At 30.9% G+C, this 17222-nt stretch carries 17 protein-coding genes and 1 tRNA gene; 10 read left to right on the forward strand and 8 right to left on the reverse strand.

What is annotated here, in order from left to right:
- Positions 1-74: 74 nt before the first annotated feature.
- Both UEQ13_RS13325 and UEQ13_RS13330 read right to left on the reverse strand, forming a co-directional pair.
- On the reverse strand, positions 75-1559 hold the full coding sequence (locus UEQ13_RS13325; protein WP_329806825.1) for a GH3 auxin-responsive promoter family protein: 1485 nt from the start codon (positions 1557-1559) through the stop codon (positions 75-77).
- 1 nt (position 1560) lies between these two features.
- Complete coding sequence (locus UEQ13_RS13330) at positions 1561-2418, reverse strand: murein hydrolase activator EnvC family protein (protein ID WP_329806826.1); 858 nt, start codon at positions 2416-2418, stop codon at positions 1561-1563.
- A gap of 128 nt (positions 2419-2546) precedes the next feature.
- Between UEQ13_RS13330 and UEQ13_RS13335 the strand changes: the two genes are divergently transcribed.
- The gene (locus UEQ13_RS13335) at positions 2547-2750 is read left to right on the forward strand and encodes a Sec-independent protein translocase subunit TatA/TatB (RefSeq protein ID WP_329806827.1); all 204 of its coding nucleotides are present in this window, start codon (positions 2547-2549) and stop codon (positions 2748-2750) included.
- 60 nt (positions 2751-2810) lie between these two features.
- Here UEQ13_RS13335 and UEQ13_RS13340 read toward each other — a convergent pair whose 3' ends face one another.
- The gene (locus UEQ13_RS13340; protein WP_329806828.1) at positions 2811-4943 is read right to left on the reverse strand and encodes a Tex family protein; all 2133 of its coding nucleotides are present in this window, start codon (positions 4941-4943) and stop codon (positions 2811-2813) included.
- 54 nt (positions 4944-4997) lie between these two features.
- Here UEQ13_RS13340 and UEQ13_RS13345 point away from each other — a divergent pair, with 54 nt between their 5' ends.
- The gene (locus UEQ13_RS13345; protein WP_329806829.1) at positions 4998-5258 is read left to right on the forward strand and encodes a DUF1294 domain-containing protein; all 261 of its coding nucleotides are present in this window, start codon (positions 4998-5000) and stop codon (positions 5256-5258) included.
- Positions 5259-5268: 10 nt separating this feature from the next.
- Here UEQ13_RS13345 and UEQ13_RS13350 read toward each other — a convergent pair whose 3' ends face one another.
- Positions 5269-6405 (reverse strand): ATP-binding protein, encoded by a 1137-nt coding sequence (locus UEQ13_RS13350; RefSeq protein ID WP_329806830.1) that lies wholly within the window; start codon positions 6403-6405, stop codon positions 5269-5271.
- A 181-nt stretch (positions 6406-6586) separates the two neighbouring features.
- Here UEQ13_RS13350 and UEQ13_RS13355 point away from each other — a divergent pair, with 181 nt between their 5' ends.
- On the forward strand, positions 6587-7189 hold the full coding sequence (locus UEQ13_RS13355) for a trimeric intracellular cation channel family protein (protein ID WP_329806831.1): 603 nt from the start codon (positions 6587-6589) through the stop codon (positions 7187-7189).
- 41 nt (positions 7190-7230) lie between these two features.
- On the opposite strand, the gene rpiB is transcribed toward UEQ13_RS13355, so the two are convergent.
- Complete coding sequence (rpiB, locus tag UEQ13_RS13360) at positions 7231-7662, reverse strand: ribose 5-phosphate isomerase B (protein WP_329806832.1); 432 nt, start codon at positions 7660-7662, stop codon at positions 7231-7233.
- 697 nt (positions 7663-8359) lie between these two features.
- Here rpiB and rnr point away from each other — a divergent pair.
- From rnr to UEQ13_RS13375, 3 genes are all read left to right on the forward strand, one after another.
- Positions 8360-10537, forward strand: coding sequence for a ribonuclease R (gene rnr / locus UEQ13_RS13365; protein ID WP_329806833.1), 2178 nt, complete (start codon positions 8360-8362; stop codon positions 10535-10537).
- A 23-nt stretch (positions 10538-10560) separates the two neighbouring features.
- Positions 10561-11229 carry a head GIN domain-containing protein gene (locus tag UEQ13_RS13370; protein WP_329806834.1) on the forward strand — a complete coding sequence of 223 codons (669 nt, stop codon included), beginning with the start codon at positions 10561-10563 and terminating at the stop codon, positions 11227-11229.
- A 186-nt stretch (positions 11230-11415) separates the two neighbouring features.
- Positions 11416-12102 (forward strand): LysE family translocator, encoded by a 687-nt coding sequence (locus UEQ13_RS13375; RefSeq protein WP_329806835.1) that lies wholly within the window; start codon positions 11416-11418, stop codon positions 12100-12102.
- 312 nt (positions 12103-12414) lie between these two features.
- Here the strand turns inward: UEQ13_RS13375 and UEQ13_RS13380 are convergent.
- A tRNA-Cys gene (locus tag UEQ13_RS13380) sits at positions 12415-12485 on the reverse strand.
- Positions 12486-12620: 135 nt separating this feature from the next.
- Entirely contained in the window at positions 12621-12977 is a 357-nt protein-coding gene (folB, locus tag UEQ13_RS13385) for a dihydroneopterin aldolase (RefSeq protein ID WP_329806836.1), read from the reverse strand.
- A 116-nt stretch (positions 12978-13093) separates the two neighbouring features.
- Here folB and UEQ13_RS13390 point away from each other — a divergent pair, with 116 nt between their 5' ends.
- From UEQ13_RS13390 to UEQ13_RS13405, 4 genes are all read left to right on the forward strand, one after another.
- Positions 13094-14776: a glutamine--tRNA ligase/YqeY domain fusion protein gene (locus UEQ13_RS13390; RefSeq protein WP_329806837.1), complete on the forward strand. Its 1683-nt coding sequence runs from the start codon at positions 13094-13096 to the stop codon at positions 14774-14776.
- A gap of 411 nt (positions 14777-15187) precedes the next feature.
- Positions 15188-15517: a YtxH domain-containing protein gene (locus tag UEQ13_RS13395; protein ID WP_329806838.1), complete on the forward strand. Its 330-nt coding sequence runs from the start codon at positions 15188-15190 to the stop codon at positions 15515-15517.
- Positions 15517-15867, forward strand: coding sequence for a competence protein (locus tag UEQ13_RS13400; RefSeq protein ID WP_329806839.1), 351 nt, complete (start codon positions 15517-15519; stop codon positions 15865-15867). Before UEQ13_RS13395 ends, UEQ13_RS13400 begins: the two co-directional genes overlap by 1 nt.
- A 3-nt stretch (positions 15868-15870) precedes the next feature.
- Positions 15871-16125 (forward strand): DUF6327 family protein, encoded by a 255-nt coding sequence (locus tag UEQ13_RS13405; RefSeq protein WP_329806840.1) that lies wholly within the window; start codon positions 15871-15873, stop codon positions 16123-16125.
- Between the two features lie 31 nt (positions 16126-16156).
- On the opposite strand, the gene UEQ13_RS13410 is transcribed toward UEQ13_RS13405, so the two are convergent.
- Positions 16157-17137, reverse strand: a complete 981-nt coding sequence (locus UEQ13_RS13410) for an SPFH domain-containing protein (protein ID WP_329806841.1) — start codon at positions 17135-17137, stop codon at positions 16157-16159.
- Positions 17138-17222 lie beyond the last annotated feature (85 nt).

The raw sequence follows: 17222 nt of genomic DNA on the forward strand, positions 1-17222 counted from the left end.
ACTTGTCAAGCTGAACTCGTTTCAGCTTCTCCTTTAAGATCCTGAAATAAATTCAGGATGACAAATTGGTTCTTTTACGATTCAAAAAAATCAGCAATTTTTCTATCGTTGCTTAAGCGTGGTAATTTGTTTTGTCCGCCTAATTTTCCAATAGATTTCATATAGTCTTGAAAACCGTTTTTTACGACTTTCGTAATTACTAAAGTGCGCAAAACATTTCCTTTGATCAAATCGTCATAATACACATTTTGTTGGCGCATTTCTGTATCTATTTTCTGTGCGAAAACTTCCAAATCTTCTGGTTCTGATCCAAATTCTATCAACCATTCGTGATAAGGCAAACCGTTTTTTGGATTAATTTGAGGCGCAACCGTAAACTCGTTTACACTAATATTTGTCCCAGAAATGGCGTTTTGCAAAGCGGTTTCCACTTCTTTTCCAATGACATGTTCACCAAAAGCGGAAATATAATGTTTGATTCTTCCAGTAACGATAATTCGATACGGTTTTGTAGAGGTAAACGCAATTGTGTCACCAATATTGTATGCCCAAAGTCCGGCGTTGGTAGAAATAATCAAAACATAATTTACGCCGATTTCTACCTCACTAATTGTTAGTCTTTTAGGGTTTTCCGTGAAAAATTCATCTGCTTTTATAAATTCGTAAAAAATACCTGAATTTAACAATAACAACATGCCTTTTTCTTTCTGAGAATCTTGATACGCAAAAAAGCCTTCAGAAGCAGGAAACAATTCAATCGAATCGACTTTTCTTCCTATTAATTGTTCAAATTTAGCGCGATACGGTTCGTAATTCACACCGCCGTAAATGAATAAATTGAAATTTTTAAATAATTCTCCAACAGGTTTATTCGCTTTCGTTTTTAATTTTTCGAAGTACATTTGCACCCAACTTGGAATGCCAGAAATCACCGACATGTTCTGATGAAACGTTTCTTCTACAATCGCGTCGACTTTAGTTTCCCAATCATCAATACAATTCGTTTCCCAACTTGGTAAGCGGTTTTTTTGTAAATATTTAGGAACATAATGGGCTACAATTCCAGAAAGTCGCCCTAATTGGATTCCGTTTTTTTCTTCCATTTCCGGACTTCCTTGTAAGAAAATCATTTTTCCATCTACAAAATCGGCTTTTCCTGTTTCGTGGATGTAACTCAAAATAGCGTTTTTTGCGGCTTGAATATGAAACGGCATGGATTCTTTGGTAAGCGGAATATATTTCGCACCTGAAGTAGTTCCTGAAGTTTTAGCAAAATATAAAGGTTTTCCTTTCCATAAAATATCTGATTCTCCAGCTACGACTTTATCCACATACGATTTTAATTGTTCATAATCTCTCACTGGGACTTGCTTGGCAAAATCTTCAAAAGATTTAATAGTTGAAAAATGATGGTCTTTTCCAAACTGCGTACTTTCCGCTTGACGGATTAAAGTCTTGAAAACTTTTTGCTGTGTTTCCAATGGATTATTGGCCCATTTTTGAGTTTGAGCATACACTTTTTTGGCTAATATTTTGGCGGCGAAGGCTTTTATTGACATGTTAATCGAAATTGATAAATTGAATTGGATTTATAGGAATTCCGTTTTTCCATAATTGAAAATGGATGCTGTTTTGCGAAGCATTATCACCAGAAATAGCAATCACTTCACTAGATTTTACTGTGTTTCCAGTCGATTTTGTTACTGAAGAAAGATTTTTATACACCGATAAAATTTCATCTTGATGGCGAATAATAACCACAAATCCGCTTGACGGCGTCCATTCAGAAAAAATAATAGTTCCAGACGCGATTGACTTAACTGGCGTTCCTTTTGCCACGGCAATATTTACCCCTAAGTTTTTAGTCGCGAGGTTATAACCTTTGGTAATTTTTCCAGAAACAGGTGCGAACAACACGTAAGAAACTTTTGATTCTGCTTTAGCGAAAACATTATATTTATCATCATTTGCGACTTCATTTCTAAGTTCTTTTTCTTTTTCTGAAATGGAAATATCTGCTGTTTCACTTACGTTTTCGGCAACTTGAATCGAATCTTTATTTAGTTTCGCATATTCTAAATCGCCATTTAAAACTGCTTTTACAGAATTGATATACGCGTTGTTTTCTTTGGTAACTTTTAATAACGAATCTGATTTTATGGTTAATAAAGTCGCTTGTTCTTTCAATTTTGTAGAAGCATAACCAGGAATATATTCCCGTAATGGCGTAAAGGCAATAATAAAAGTGGTGATAAAAATGATTAAAATCGCACCTAAAGTCGCTACCACAAAAACATTCATTAAAGTAAGTTTTAGTGAAAAAGATTCTGCTAACGTATCTTCATTAAAAATAATGAAACGTCTTTTACTTAATAACTTTTGCTTGAGTGCTTGAAATTTTAGTCTTTTTTGAGACATAGAACCTGATTTTATACAAATATAGCAATTTTGTTAGGTTTAGGTATCAATAGAAAATTAAGTTAATTTAATTTAAAATTTATTTTTTTGTAGTACATTTGCAGTATTAATTTATTAAAAATCAAAAAATGAATTCTTTATATATAAATTTAGGTACAATAGGTGGTACAGAATGGATTGTAATTATTGCAGTAGTTCTATTACTTTTTGGTGGTAAAAAAATTCCAGAATTAATGAAAGGACTTGGTGGCGGAATTAAAGAGTTTAAAAAAGCTGCTAAAGGTGAAGATGAAGCACCAGTAACTAAAAAAGAAGAAGAAACGAAAGAGTAATTCTATTATTCTTATATTAAAAATCCCAAATTCTAAATTAGAATTTGGGATTTTTTGTTTTTACAAAATCATCGTTAATTGAATGCGTTTTCTAGCTTCATCTACCTCAACGACTTTTACTTGCACGTGTTGGTGTAGTTTTACGACTTCGTTGACATCCGAAACGAAACCAGCTTTTAGTTGTGAAATATGAACCAAACCACTTTCTTTTGTTCCGATATCAACAAAACAACCAAAAGCTGTAATGTTATTGACAATTCCTGGTAAAATCATTCCGGTTTTTAAATCTTTTATCGTGCGTACATTCGGGTCGAATTCGAAAACTTTTGCGGCTTTTCTTGGATCTAATCCCGGTTTTTCTAATTCTTTAAGAATGTCTTTTAAGGTTAAAATTCCGATTTCTGAAGTAATATAGTTTTCAGGTGAAATTTGCGAGATTTTTTCCTTATTTGCGACTAATTCATGTGTTTTAATCCCTAAATCTTTCGCCATTTTTTCTACGATAGCATACGCTTCTGGATGAACTGCCGAATTATCTAACGGATTTTTTCCGTCTTTAATTCGGATAAAAGCTGCGGCTTGTTGATAAGCTTTTTCGCCTAAACGAGGCACTTTTTTTAGTTGTTTTCTATCTTCAAACGGACCATTTTCTGAACGGTAAGCCACAATGTTTTCTGCCATTTTTTCACCAATTCCGGACACATAACTCAACAACGATTTACTTGCCGTATTTACGTTTATGCCGACCGAGTTTACGCAACTCATTACGACTGAATCTAATTGGTCTTTTAATTTGTTTTGATCGACATCGTGTTGGTATTGTCCGACTCCAATTGATTTTGGATCAATTTTTACCAATTCCGCTAATGGATCAGAAAGTCTTCTTCCAATAGAAACAGAACCACGAACCGTTACATCATAATTTGGAAATTCGTCACGAGCAATTTTACTTGCCGAATATACTGATGCACCTGCTTCGGAAACTACAAATACTTGAAGTGGTTTATCGAAAGCAATTTTCTTAATAAAAAATTCAGTTTCACGAGATGCAGTTCCATTACCAATAGAAATCGCTTCAATATTATACGCATTAACCATCGAACGAATTTTTTTAATCGCCATTGCGCTGTCGTTTTGTGGCGCGTGTGGATAAACGGTTTCGTTGTTTAATAAATCACCTTTTTCATCTAAACAAACCAATTTACAACCGCTTCTATAACCAGGATCGATTGCTAAAATGCGTTTTTCACCCAAAGGTGGCGCCAATAATAACTGACGTAAATTTTCTGCAAAAACATCAATTGCTTTAATGTCAGCTTTAGTTTTAGCTTCTTGTAACGTTTCGTTTGAAATGGCTGGTTCTAACAATCTTTTGTAACTGTCTTTTATCGCTTTTATAATTTGTTCGGCACAATCATTATTCGTTTTAATTAAATTGTCTTCCATAAAACGAATCACTTCAGTTTTATCTTCGTCATTTAAACCGACATTTAGTTTGATAAAACCTTCAGCTTCGGCACGTAACATCGCTAATAATCGGTGCGATGGCGCTTTAGCTGCGTTTTCCGACCAATCGAAATATTGATTGAATTTCTGTGCGGCTTCGTCGTCTTTTTTAGTTTTTACAACTTTTGTTGTGATTTCTGCTTTACGCTGAAAGGTTCTTCGTAACGATTTTCTAATGAAAATGTTTTCGTTAATCCATTCGGCAATAATGTCGCGAGCGCCTTGTAACGCTTCGTCTTCATTCGCCACTTTTTCGTTTAAATATTTCGAAGCTAAAAATTCCACATCATCCGATTTTTGACTCATGATGATTTTCGCCAAGGGTTCCAATCCGTTTTCACGAGCGGCGTCAGCTTTGGTTTTTTTCTTCTTTTTATAAGGTAAATAGAAATCTTCCAATTCTTGTAAATCGAAAGAAGTTTCAATTTTTTGTTTTAATTCTGGCGTAAGCGCATTTTGTTCTTCAATAGATTTTAAAATGCTTTCTTTTCGTTTTGTAATTTCGATAAATTGCTTGTTTAACTTGGCAATTTGTTCAATTTGAACCTCATCTAAATTCCCAGTTTGGTCTTTTCGATACCGAGAAATAAAAGGAATGGTGCAATCTTCTGAAAGAAGTTTTAAAGTACTTTCAATGCTTTTTACAGCAATGTTGGTTTGATTTTGTATGTATTGAATTGTGGTCATATCTATAAATAAAGATGCTAAAATACTATCTTTGCGCGAATAATTAAATCATAAATGAAACTCTTTTTACTATATCTTTTATCTATCAATGCGGTAAGTTTTATACTTTTCGGCTACGATAAATTTTTAGCAATAAAAAACAAGAGAAGAATTCCTGAAAAAGAACTTTTTACGGTTGCAACCATTGGAGGCGCTTTTGGTGGACTGTTTGCGATTTTAGTTTTTAATCATAAAATCTCCAAAGCTTTTTTTATGTGGCGCTTTATGTTTATTTTTATAGTAAACGTTGTGGGCGTTTATTTTTTGTTGCGATAATAGTAATCCTTTAGGTTATAAAATCTAAATAATTTTGTTTGTTAATCACTGTGAAAATGGCTTCTGGATAAGCTTTAGCAAAAGCGGTTGGAATTTTTGATTTTCTGTTTTCGTTCCATTTAAATTCGTAGCCTTCCATGGTTTCTGCTTCTGTTTCTAGCCAATCTAATTCTTGTTGGTCATAGGTTCTCCAAAAATAATTTTGCTTAACTATTTTTTGATAGTGTTGTTTTTTTATGCGTTCAGATGCTAGATAATTTTCCCATAAATCACCAATATCTGTTCGGTTATTTAAAGTATTGAAATTATTGATTATTGCATTTCTTATTCCGTTATCGTAAAAATACCAACGTGATGATTTTGTAATTTCTTTTCGTAAATTTCTGCTAAAACCTTCTATTTTAAAAATGACAAATACTTTTGAAAGTAAATCTAAATATTTTTCAACGGTGTTTTTAGATAAATTTAATTGGTTACCTAATTCTTGTAACGACACTTCTTTTCCTACTTGAAAAGCAATTAATCGTAATAAATCGTAAATTTTATCTGCGTTTTTAATTCCGTCAAAAATTAATATGTCTTTTAATAAATAAGAGTTCACAATTTCTCGTAAATATTCTTGTTTTTCCTTCCAAGATTCATAATGTGTTACTTCTGGATAACAACCATAAAGCAATCTTTCTTCTAAATTTTCGGTAGTTTGTTTATAATTTTCAAATTGTGAAAACTCTATTTGCGACAAAGGAAATAAATACAATGTGTTTTTTCTACCTACCAAAGGTTCGCCCAATTTATTAGCCAAATCAAACATAGATGAACCTGTTGCTATCACTTTTATACTTTCAATTGTGTCTACAATTAATTTTAAAATTACGCCAATATCCTTTATATTTTGTGCTTCATCAATTACTAATATGGAAATATTTTGCAATAATTTAGTGTAATTTGAAACACTTCTTTCTTCCAATAGTCTTGCGTCGTTTATATCTTCTCCATTTAATTGTAAAACATTTTCGTTTGTTGACTCTAAATATTTTTTAATTAATTGCGTTTTCCCAACTCGTCTTGCTCCTAATAAAATTAATACTTTATTAGGTTTTAGTTTAGATTGGAATTCTTCTAATACAGCTCTTTTGTAATAATTCATGATACTTTTACCTTAGAATTTATAGTACAAATATAATAAAAAAATGTAAATTTAGTCATTTAACTGACTGAATTAATGTTAATTTAGTTATTTGACTGACTGAATTAACATAAGGTACGATATAAATTATAATATAAAATCCCTATTTTTGTGTACTTATTAACCGCTTTTATTTTTTGCTTTGGATATTTTACAAACACTATCATATTTAGGAATTTTTGTTTTTGCTGTAACAGGCGTTTTGAAAGCAAGAACCAAACGTTTCGATTTAATTGGTGCAGTAATTTTATCCTTTGTTATGGCGTATGGTGGCGGAACTACGCGCGATTTATTAATTGGCATTCGACCTGTAAGTTGGATCAATGATAATTTTGCTATTATTATTGTATTGGTTGCCACTATTATCACTTTTTTCTTCAAGTTAAATTTTAAAGTGATTAAAAAATTACTTTTTTGGACCGATGCGTTTGGGATTGGTTTTTTTACAATTGTAGGTTTACAAATTGCCCTTCAAGCTGGAATTGGTGAAGGTTATGCGTTAATAATGGGCGTAATTACAGCAACTTTTGGTGGACTATTAGCCGATATTTTATGTAATTCTGTACCGAATTTACTAAAACCTGGAGAACTTTACGCAACAGCTTGTTTAATTGGTGGTGCTTTATATTTAGCTATGAAATTTTTTAAATTCAATGCCGAAATCAGTATGATTGTTTGTGTGTTGGTTACGGCTGCCATTCGAATTTACTCTATTCGAAAAAAATTGCAATTGCCTGTGATTTAAATTTCGCTCATATATTATTATGAGCGAAATCTTATTTGATGTTATTTACAAGCAATTTTATTGACTCTATTCGCGTGTCTTCCTCCTTCAAATTCAGTATTTAAAAAAGTATCAACCATTTCTACAGCTTGTGGAATGGAAGTATAACGTGCAGGAATCGAAATGATATTCGCATCATTATGTTGACGCGCTAATTCTGCAATTTCTTTCGTCCAACATAAAGCGGCACGAATATCTTGGTGTTTGTTGGCCGACATCGCAATTCCATTTCCAGAACCACAAATCACAATTCCGAAATGCGCTTTTTTACTTTCCACATCATACGCAACTGCGTGTCCGAAATCAGGATAATCTACACTTTCAAAAGTGTCAGTTCCATGGTTAATAACTTCGTGACCATTGTTTTTTAAATAGTCAACAATAGCGCTTTTGTAGTCTGGACCCGCGTGGTCGTTACCGATTGAGATAGTCATAAGTGTGTGTTGTGTTGTTAATAATGTTTGACAAAAATAATCAATATCCTCTGTATCAAGAAGTAAATTTGTAATTATTATTAAGGTAGAAGTAAAGTAAGAATTCTAAAAAAATTAACAGAAAAAGTGAATTGTTAATAGAAAATCGCAATTGCTTGATAATCAGTTAATCTTAATTTAACAAAACATGTTGATAACTAAAGATAGAAAATAAGAAGTTTTTTTTGGATGTCGGAATAAAAATTGTAATCCAAATCTCAAACTACAAATCCTAATTAAGTTATTACATCTTATTGTTTTTTTATCAATAGTTTTTACATGGTTATTAACAAAATTTGAAAACTTAGTTTTTTACAAAGCAGAACTACTTTTAGATTTTAACAGTTGTTAATAAGATTTTAATTTAAAATTCAATCAAATTGAAAACGAACACTTTACATTAAATTAACATTGTTTATTACTTTGTATAACTTACAATAAGTTTAAAAAACAACATTTGAAAATAAATTTATCGTACATATTAACACGCTATAATAACCATCAATAATTTAAATTTAATTAAAAAATATTTTTGTTGTTTTTAATATATGTTGACAACTTTCAAATTTTAGAAAAATTAATATTTTATTAAATCTTACTACTTAATTCCGTTTTATAAATACTTCTTTGTACTTTTAATCCATATTAAGAATGAATTATGAAAAAGAATTTTAGAAAAATGTCAAAAAAAGCCAAAGATTTTTCGGCTCACGTATATAAAATACTATCGAAAGAACCAAATAAAGATTTCAATTACAAGCAAATTGCTGCTATAATTGAAGTGAATGATACACAAAGTAGAAACGAAATTATTAAAGAACTTTTAGTTTTAAAGAAAGCTGGAAAAATTGAAGAAACCGAACGTGGTAAATTCAGAATCATTTCCAAAGCTGAATATTACGAAGGAACTGTTGATATGACAACTCGTAAATCCGGTTACTTTGTTTGTAAGGAATTAGAAGATGATGTGTATATTCCGTTTATCAATTTAAACCACGCTTTAGATGGTGATAAAGTCAAATGTTATATCTATAACAGAAGAAGTTCTCGTAAACCTGAAGCAGAAGTTTTAGAAATTTTAGAAAGAGCGAAAACAGAGTTTGTTGGTGTAATTGATATTCAAAAAAACTTTGCTTTCGTAACTACTACAAATGCTAAAATGTATACTGATATTTTCATTCCAAAAAATGAAATATTTGAGGCGCAACATGGCGATGTCGTTTTAGTTTCTATGGTCGATTGGCCGAAAAAAGCCGATTCTCCTTTCGGAAAAGTGATTAAAGTTTTAGGAAAACCAGGAGAACACGATACAGAAATTCACGCGATTTTAGCCGAATATGGTTTACCATACGATTTTCCTATTGAAGTCGAAGCTTATGCGAATCAAATTGATACGTCTATAACTGAAGAAGAAATTGCCAAACGAAAAGATATGCGAAAAGTCTTAACGTTTACCATCGATCCAAAAGATGCGAAAGATTTTGATGATGCGTTATCGTTTCAAGTCTTACCAAATGGAAATTATGAAATTGGTGTGCATATTGCCGATGTTTCTCATTACCTTCAAGAAGGAACCATTTTAGATGATGAAGCTTATGATAGAGCGACTTCTGTATATTTAGTTGACCGAGTTGTACCTATGTTACCTGAAGTGTTATCTAATTTCGCTTGTTCCTTACGACCAAATGAAGAAAAATATACCTTCTCCGCTATTTTCCAATTAAATGAAAAAGCAGAAGTCATTGATTCTTGGTTTGGAAGAACGGTTATTTATTCGGACCAACGATTTGCGTATGAAGAAGCTCAAGAAATTATCGAAACTAAATCAGATATTATTCCAGCCCATATTTCCTTAACTGGAAAAGAATACCACGCGCCAAAACCAATTGTAGAAGCGACTTTAAAAATGGATGATTTAGCTAAAATTCTTCGTAGAAAAAGAATGAATGCGGGTGCGATTTCTTTCGATAAAGTAGAAGTGAAATTCAATTTAAATGAAAATGCTGAACCTGTTGGTGTGTATTTCAAACAAAGTAAAGATGCCAATCATTTGATTGAAGAATTTATGTTGTTGGCTAACAGAAAAGTGGCTGAATTTATCGGAAAACAAAAGAAAACATTTGTTTATAGAATTCACGATGAACCGAATGAAGATAAATTATTTGGCTTACAAAATGTGATTTCTAAATTCGGTTATAATTTAAATTTAAAATCGAAACAAGATATTTCTACTTCTTTGAATAAATTACTGACGGATGTTCAAGGAAAAAAAGAACAAAATATGGTCGATACTCTTACGATTCGTTGTATGAGTAAAGCCGCATATTCGACACATAATATTGGTCATTACGGATTAGCGTTTGATTATTATTCGCATTTTACTTCACCAATTCGTCGTTATCCAGATGTTATGGCACACCGTTTGTTACAGTTTTATTTAGATGGTGGCAAAAGTGTAAGTGAAGAATTGTACGAAGAAAAATGTATGCATTCTTCAGATAGAGAAGGTTTGGCTGCAAAAGCAGAAAGAGATTCTATCAAATACATGCAAGTCAAATACATGCAAGACCATAAAGATCAAGAGTTTTTAGGTGTAGTTTCTGGAGTTACCGAATGGGGAATTTACGTAGAAATTATCGAAAACAAATGTGAAGGAATGGTTCGTATTAGAGAAATTAAAGACGATTATTACACGTTTGACGACAAACAATATGCTTTAGTTGGCGAAGTTTCTAAAAATTTAATACAATTAGGAGACGAAGTTTGGGTTAAAGTAAAGAATGCCGATTTAGTGAAGAAACAATTGGATTTTCATTTTGTTAGAGAAAATAAATAAAGTGTTCCCTTAAAAAATAAAACATGAAAAAAATCATTTATTCGATATTATTCTTAAGTTCAATTTCTTTCGCCCAAACCGAAAAATCTGTTGGTGATTTTAATAAAGTTACGTCTTTTGATAAAATTGATGTGTTACTTTTACCAGGAACGGAAAACAAAGTTATTTTAAAAGGCGCTAATTCTGAAGAAGTAGAGTTAGTTAATAATAATGGCGAATTAAAATTGCGTTTGCCTTTAGGAAAATTATTAAAAGGTGATGATATTTCGGCAACGGTATATTTTAAAAAATTAGATGCTGTGGAAGCCAACGAAGGAAGTAGAATATCGTCTGAAAAGGAAATTAAAGCCATTGGTTTTGATATTATTACAAAAGAAGGCTCAGAGGTGGTTTTAAAAAATTTAGTCGCTGACAAGCTAACTGTTCGTTGTGGTGCTGGAAGTATTGTTACCGTAAAAGGAACAGTAAAAATTCAGGATGTTTTATCTAATTCTGGAGCCAAATATGATGGTGAATATTGTATCACACAACAAACTACAGTTACAGTAAATGCTGGTGGTTTAGCTAATATTTATGCTACAGATTTAGTAGAAGCTAAAACAAGAGCTGGTGGAACGATTACAATTTACGGTAAACCAAAACAAATCAATCAGAAAACAGTTGCTGGTGGAAAAATTATTCAAGCGAAGTAATCACGTTATAAAATTGTTATTTCGATTATAAAAAATAATCTTAAAATCTCAATAATTTTAATAACCTATAAGTAAATTTACTTGTAGGTTTTTTTATAACTTTTAAAATTACTAATTTTACATTTCAAGTTAATTTGTTTACAAAACCTTTTAAACTCATAAACTTTAAACTTTTAAACTTTTTTAATGATTCACGATATTTTATTAGCCATTCCTTGGGCATTTTTATTAGCCATTTCAATCGGACCAGGTTTTTTCATGTTATTAGAAACTAGTATCACGAAAGGATTTAAAGCGGCGCTTACATTCGATTTAGGAATTGTATTTAGTGATTTAATTTTTATATTAATAGCTTATTTTGCAACCAATCAGATACTTGCTCAATTAAAAGATAATCCAATTATTTACATTATTGGGGGTTTAATTATGTCTTCTTATGGTATTGTTTCTTATGTAGCTTTAAAGAAAAAATTCAATGAAAAAATGGAAGAAGATGACGAGGAAGATATTAAGAAAAACAACTATTTAGGCTTGTTTTTTAAAGGCTTTTTCTTAAACATTATCAATATTGGAATTCTTGGTTTTTGGATGATGGTGATCATTACACAAGGGCCACAATTAGAAATGAAACCATTTAGAATTTTCACTTTTTTTACATCTACATTACTTTTTTATTTAGCTATTGATGTATTTAAAATAGTAGTAGCCAAACAATTAAAACACAAATTAACACCAACCAATATTTATAAAATTAAAAGAATTATCAGTATCGTAATTTTAATTTTCGGAGCTTTTTTAATTCTTCAAGGCTTTTTCCCTAAAGGAAAAGATATTGTAGAAGACAAATTAGGAATTGAACATGTTGGTGAGTAAAATTACAATATTATTTATTAAACCCTTCAAAAGTTTTAAACTCTTGAAGGGTTTTTTATTAATTTAATTTTGAGTTAATAAAGTTCCTTTCAGGATGACAAATTTTACTTTTAATAATCCATGAAAATCTGTGAAATCTGTGTTTATAACTTTGTGAATCTCTGCGAAAATTTGTGTAACATCAAAAAAAAGAGCTACTATTTCTTGTAACTCTTTCTAAATCATTGCCCGGATTCGAACGATATCTTTACTTAATTTTTTCTAAAAATTTACCACAAAAAAAAACCCTCAATTTTCATTGAAGGTTTTCTGAGGCATCGTCCGGATTCGAACCGGAGTAGACGGTTTTGCAGACCGGTGCCTAGCCGCTCGGCCACGACGCCATAATTGGATTGCAAATATACTAAAAAAGTAAAAAGTAAAAAGTAAAAAGTAAAAAGTTTTTAATTTATTTTGATTTTCTCCGTGTTATTTTCAGCTATTCACTATTTACTTATCACTTTTCACTATATAAAAAACTATCTTTTCTGTTTCATTTTAATCGTAACTCCTTCAACATCACCACCAATTGGAGGATTCAATTTCGTAACTTCTACTTCAATTTTTGTCACCATTTTTAGTTCTTCCAACACTCTATCTATAATTCTTTTGGCTACATGTTCTAAAAGCTTGGCTCTAATTGCCATTTCTTCTACTACAATTCGGTTTAAATCTACATAATCTACCGTATCAGTCAATTCATCTGTTTTAGATGAAGGTTCTAAATTCGTTTTTATAGTCAAATTCACACTATAATTACTTCCAATTTTTGCTTCTTCTTCCAAACAGCCATGAAATGAAAATGTTCGAATGTTGGTTAATTTTATAATTCCCATATAGTTTTTGTTTCAAGTTTCAAGTTCAAAGTTAGTTAGTTTTTTCAACTTTTTAAACAACTTTAAACCTTAAACTTGAAACATTTTCTATCTTTGTCAAAAGAGAGAAAATTATTATGTCTACAGAAGAAAAATCTTTAAATTTTATAGAACAAATTATAGAAGACGATTTAAAAAATGGTTTATCAGCTGATAAATTACGTTTTCGTTTTCCACCAGAACCAAATGGCTATTTACACGTAGGTCATGCCAGTGCCATTTGCCTTAATTTTGGTTTAGGAATAGATTATAAAACACCGGTAAATTTACGTTTCGACGATACAAATCCTTCGAAAGAAGAACAAGAATTTGTAGATGCGATTAAAAAAGACGTAGAATGGCTAGGTTTTAGCTGGGATAAAGAATGTTATGCTTCCGATTATTTCCAACAATTATACGATTGGGCAGTGGAATTAATCAAAAAAGATAAAGCGTATGTTGACAGTCAATCTTCGGAAGATATGGCGATTCAAAAAGGAACACCAACTACTCCAGGTACTGATTCTCCTTTTAGAAGTCGTTCTATCGAAGAGAATTTAGACTTATTTACACGTATGAAAAACGGAGAATTCGAAAAAGGAACTCATGTTTTACGCGCTAAAATTTCTATGGGTGCGAACAATATGTTAATGCGTGATCCTATTATTTATCGTATTATGCACGCACATCATCACCGTACAGGTAACGATTGGTGTATTTATCCAATGTACGATTGGGCACACGGTGAAAGTGATTATTTAGAACAAATTTCTCACTCATTTTGTACGTTAGAATTTTTACCACATAGAGAATTATACGATTGGTTTTTGAATCAAATTTATGATGAAACTAAAGTGCGACCAAAACAAAGAGAATTTGCACGTAGAAATTTATCACACACTGTAGTTTCAAAACGTAAATTGTTACAATTAGTTGAAGAAAAGCATGTTACAGGTTGGGATGATCCTCGTATGAGTACGATTTCTGGTATGAGAAGAAGAGGAATTACAGCAACTGCGATTCGTAATTTTGCTAACACAATTGGTATTGCTAAACGTTCGAATTTAATTGATGTTTCGCTTTTAGATTTCTGTATTCGTGAAGATTTAAACAAAATTGCACCTCGTGTGATGGCAGTTTTAAATCCGATTAAATTGGTAATTACGAATTATCCAGAAGGAAAAGAAGAATGGTTAACAGCTGAAAACAATCCAGAAGAAGAAGTCATGACGTATAGAGAAGTGCCTTTTTCTAAAGAATTATATATAGAACAAGAAGATTTTGAAGAAGAAGCTCACAAGAAATTTTTCCGTTTGACTTTAGGAACTGAAGTACGTTTGAAAAATGCGTATATCATTAAAGGTGAATCAGTTGTAAAAGATGCTGACGGAAATATTACAGAAATTCATTGTACATATGATGTGGATTCTAAATCAGGAAGCGGAACAGAAGCAAGTAATAGAAAAGTAAAAGGTGTAATTCATTGGGTTTCTATCGCACACGCTAAAGAAGCTGAAGTTAGAATTTATGATCGTTTATTTACTCATGAAAATCCAGATGGAAACAAAGAAGTTGACTTCAAAGAATACATAAATCCAGAATCGTTAAAAGTGATTACAGGTTTTGTAGAACCAAGTTTACAAACGTCAAAAGAGTTAGATCATTTCCAATTTCAACGTTTAGGGTATTTCTGTGTCGATAGAGATTCAACAGCTGAAAAATTAGTTTTCAACAAAACAGTTGGATTAAGAGATACTTGGGCAAAAGTTTCAGAACAGTAAGAAAAGACGTTTGTCATTCTGAACTTGTTTCAGAATCTAAATTATATTTCAAACCTACAAGAATTTTACTTGTAGGTTTTTTTTTGTCATTTCGAACAATGAGAGAAATCACATAATTAAAACTAATAATAATATTGTTTTTAATCTGTTTTTACTATTATCTACAAAATCTATTAAAAAATAAAAATTTATAGTTAAAAACTTAAAAAAGTGACATTCATAAATTAATTCTAAGAAAAAAATAAATTTACTTAAAGTGTTTTTACATCTATAGTTAAAAAATTTTCTTAAATCGCTTTATTTTAGTTTTTGATACATTTTGCCTCAAAAATCATGAATTTATGTTTAACGACGATTTAACACTACTTCAAAATGAATTTTGTAACTTTATAATTATTAAAAAAAAATAGTATGGCAAACAATAATGGAAATAATGCAATCGCACTTTTACTTGGTGCTGCAATTGGAGTTGGAGTAGGAATTTTATTTGCTCCAGATAAAGGTTCAAAAACTAGAGAAAAATTAAAAGGTAATTTTGACGATTGGAAAATTGATGTCAATAATAAGTTGGCAGATTATGAAGAAGATATCAGAGCCAAACTTTCTAATTCTAAAGAAGATTTAAAAGAAACGGTAGAAAATTTACTTTCAAATTCTAGTTATAAAGCCGAAGAAGCGATTTCTTTTTTAGAAGAGAAATTAGCCGAATTAAAACAACAAAACGCTAAACTTCAAAAATAATGGCATTTGAAGAGTTAAAAGAAAACACAGAAGCCATTCAAGAAAACACGAAAGCGTATCTTGAAAGTAGCATCGCGTACTATAAACTTTGGGGTTTTAAAGTAGCGATGAAATCTACTACTTTAATGCTAAAGTTTTTTTTAATCACCATTTGTCTTTCTATCGTATTGCTTTTTGTGTCGGTTGCTGGCGCCTTTGCTTTGGGTAATTTATTAGAAAGTTATCCGTTAGGTTTTTTATGTGTAGCTGGAGTTTATTTAGTTTTAGCGTTACTTTTATTTTTAGTAAAAGATAAAATTGTAGAAGGAACCATTTTAGAAAAATTCTCAGAAATATTTTTTAACGACTAAGTTATGGAGAACAAAAAATATTCCTCATACGCTGAGATTGAACGCGATTTAGAAATTCTTAAATTAGAAAAAGAAATTTCTTATCAAAAAATGTTACTAAGTATTGACAAAACGAAGGAAAGTATTTTGCCTTCTAAGTCAGCAACATTAATTGGAAATATATATCAAAAGGTATTTTCTGGAACGTATGGAACCATTTTAAAAATGCTTATTCCGTATGTTTTCAACTGGTATTTAAATAAAAAAAGAGGCAATTAAGCCTCTTTTTTGTTGTAAAAATATTTTATAATTATTCACCAGCATTACTTGTATCCGATGGATTATAATCTGTTGAAGTATGATCTTGTTTTTTCTTTGGACGTTTTGGTTGGTTTTTCATGGTTTCACCAATTTGGTTACTTGCAGTAAAACTCGCTACCATATTATTCAACATATCACTTCCAGCTTGTGGCGAGTTAGGTAATAAAATTAAATTAGAATTAGTATCTGCACCAATGGCTTGTAACGTATCATAATGTTGTGTTACTACAATTAAAGCCGAAGCTTCTTGTGAATTAATTCCCACATTGTTTAAAACTTCAACACTTTCTACCAATCCACGAGCAATTTCACGTCTTTGATCCGCAATACCTTGACCTTGTAATTTTTTACTTTCTGCTTCTGCTTTGGCTTTAGCTACAATTCTAATACGTTGTGCTTCAGATTCAAATTCAGCAGCTGTTTTTTCACGGTCTGCAGCATTAATTCTGTTCATCGCATTTTTTACTTGAATGTCTGGATCAATATCAGTTACCAAAGTATTGATAATATCGTATCCATAAGTAGTCATCGCTTCATTTAATTCACGTTTTACTGCAATGGCAATATCATCTTTTCTTAAAAACACATCATCCAAAATCAATTTAGGAACTTCTGCTCTAACTACATCAAAAACATAAGCGGTAATTTGATCATGCGGATATTCTAATTTATAAAAAGCTTCGTAAACTTTAGTTTGAATAACATTAAACTGAACCGAAACTTTCATTTTGATAAACACGTTATCTTTAGTTTTGGTTTCAATTAATACATCAAGCTGTTGAATTCTTAAATTTACTCTTCCAGCAACTCTATCAATTACAGGAATTTTTAATTGTAAACCTGAACTTCTAATGCTTGTAAATTTTCCAAAACGCTCAATTACTACAGCGGTTTGTTGTTTTACAGTAAAAAAAGAACTTAATAAAATAAATAATCCTAAGACTAGGACAATAATTAAAATTGGTGACATAGTGAATAATTTTTTAGTTACAGTTGTTATACGTTTGTTTCTGATAAAAGTTACATTTTTTACATTTTAATAAAATTGTAAATAA

The organism is Flavobacterium facile (genome assembly GCF_036321945.1).
Lineage (GTDB): Bacteria > Bacteroidota > Bacteroidia > Flavobacteriales > Flavobacteriaceae > Flavobacterium > Flavobacterium facile.

What these genes read in the sequence shown, in the direction of transcription:
- folB (WP_329806836.1), bottom strand. Translation starts at nt 12,977, where the DNA reads ATGGGAATTATAAAATTAACCAACATTCGAACATTTTCATTTCATGGC.
- rpiB (WP_329806832.1), bottom strand. Translation starts at nt 7,662, where the DNA reads ATGACTATCTCAATCGGTAACGACCACGCGGGTCCAGACTACAAAAGC.
- UEQ13_RS13410 (WP_329806841.1), bottom strand. Translation starts at nt 17,137, where the DNA reads ATGTCACCAATTTTAATTATTGTCCTAGTCTTAGGATTATTTATTTTA.
- UEQ13_RS13375 (WP_329806835.1), top strand. Translation starts at nt 11,416, where the DNA reads ATGATTCACGATATTTTATTAGCCATTCCTTGGGCATTTTTATTAGCC.
- UEQ13_RS13335 (WP_329806827.1), top strand. Translation starts at nt 2,547, where the DNA reads ATGAATTCTTTATATATAAATTTAGGTACAATAGGTGGTACAGAATGG.
- UEQ13_RS13395 (WP_329806838.1), top strand. Translation starts at nt 15,188, where the DNA reads ATGGCAAACAATAATGGAAATAATGCAATCGCACTTTTACTTGGTGCT.
- UEQ13_RS13340 (WP_329806828.1), bottom strand. Translation starts at nt 4,943, where the DNA reads ATGACCACAATTCAATACATACAAAATCAAACCAACATTGCTGTAAAA.
- UEQ13_RS13345 (WP_329806829.1), top strand. Translation starts at nt 4,998, where the DNA reads ATGAAACTCTTTTTACTATATCTTTTATCTATCAATGCGGTAAGTTTT.
- UEQ13_RS13330 (WP_329806826.1), bottom strand. Translation starts at nt 2,418, where the DNA reads ATGTCTCAAAAAAGACTAAAATTTCAAGCACTCAAGCAAAAGTTATTA.
- UEQ13_RS13325 (WP_329806825.1), bottom strand. Translation starts at nt 1,559, where the DNA reads ATGTCAATAAAAGCCTTCGCCGCCAAAATATTAGCCAAAAAAGTGTAT.
- UEQ13_RS13390 (WP_329806837.1), top strand. Translation starts at nt 13,094, where the DNA reads ATGTCTACAGAAGAAAAATCTTTAAATTTTATAGAACAAATTATAGAA.
- UEQ13_RS13370 (WP_329806834.1), top strand. Translation starts at nt 10,561, where the DNA reads ATGAAAAAAATCATTTATTCGATATTATTCTTAAGTTCAATTTCTTTC.
- rnr (WP_329806833.1), top strand. Translation starts at nt 8,360, where the DNA reads ATGAAAAAGAATTTTAGAAAAATGTCAAAAAAAGCCAAAGATTTTTCG.
- UEQ13_RS13350 (WP_329806830.1), bottom strand. Translation starts at nt 6,405, where the DNA reads ATGAATTATTACAAAAGAGCTGTATTAGAAGAATTCCAATCTAAACTA.
- UEQ13_RS13405 (WP_329806840.1), top strand. Translation starts at nt 15,871, where the DNA reads ATGGAGAACAAAAAATATTCCTCATACGCTGAGATTGAACGCGATTTA.
- UEQ13_RS13400 (WP_329806839.1), top strand. Translation starts at nt 15,517, where the DNA reads ATGGCATTTGAAGAGTTAAAAGAAAACACAGAAGCCATTCAAGAAAAC.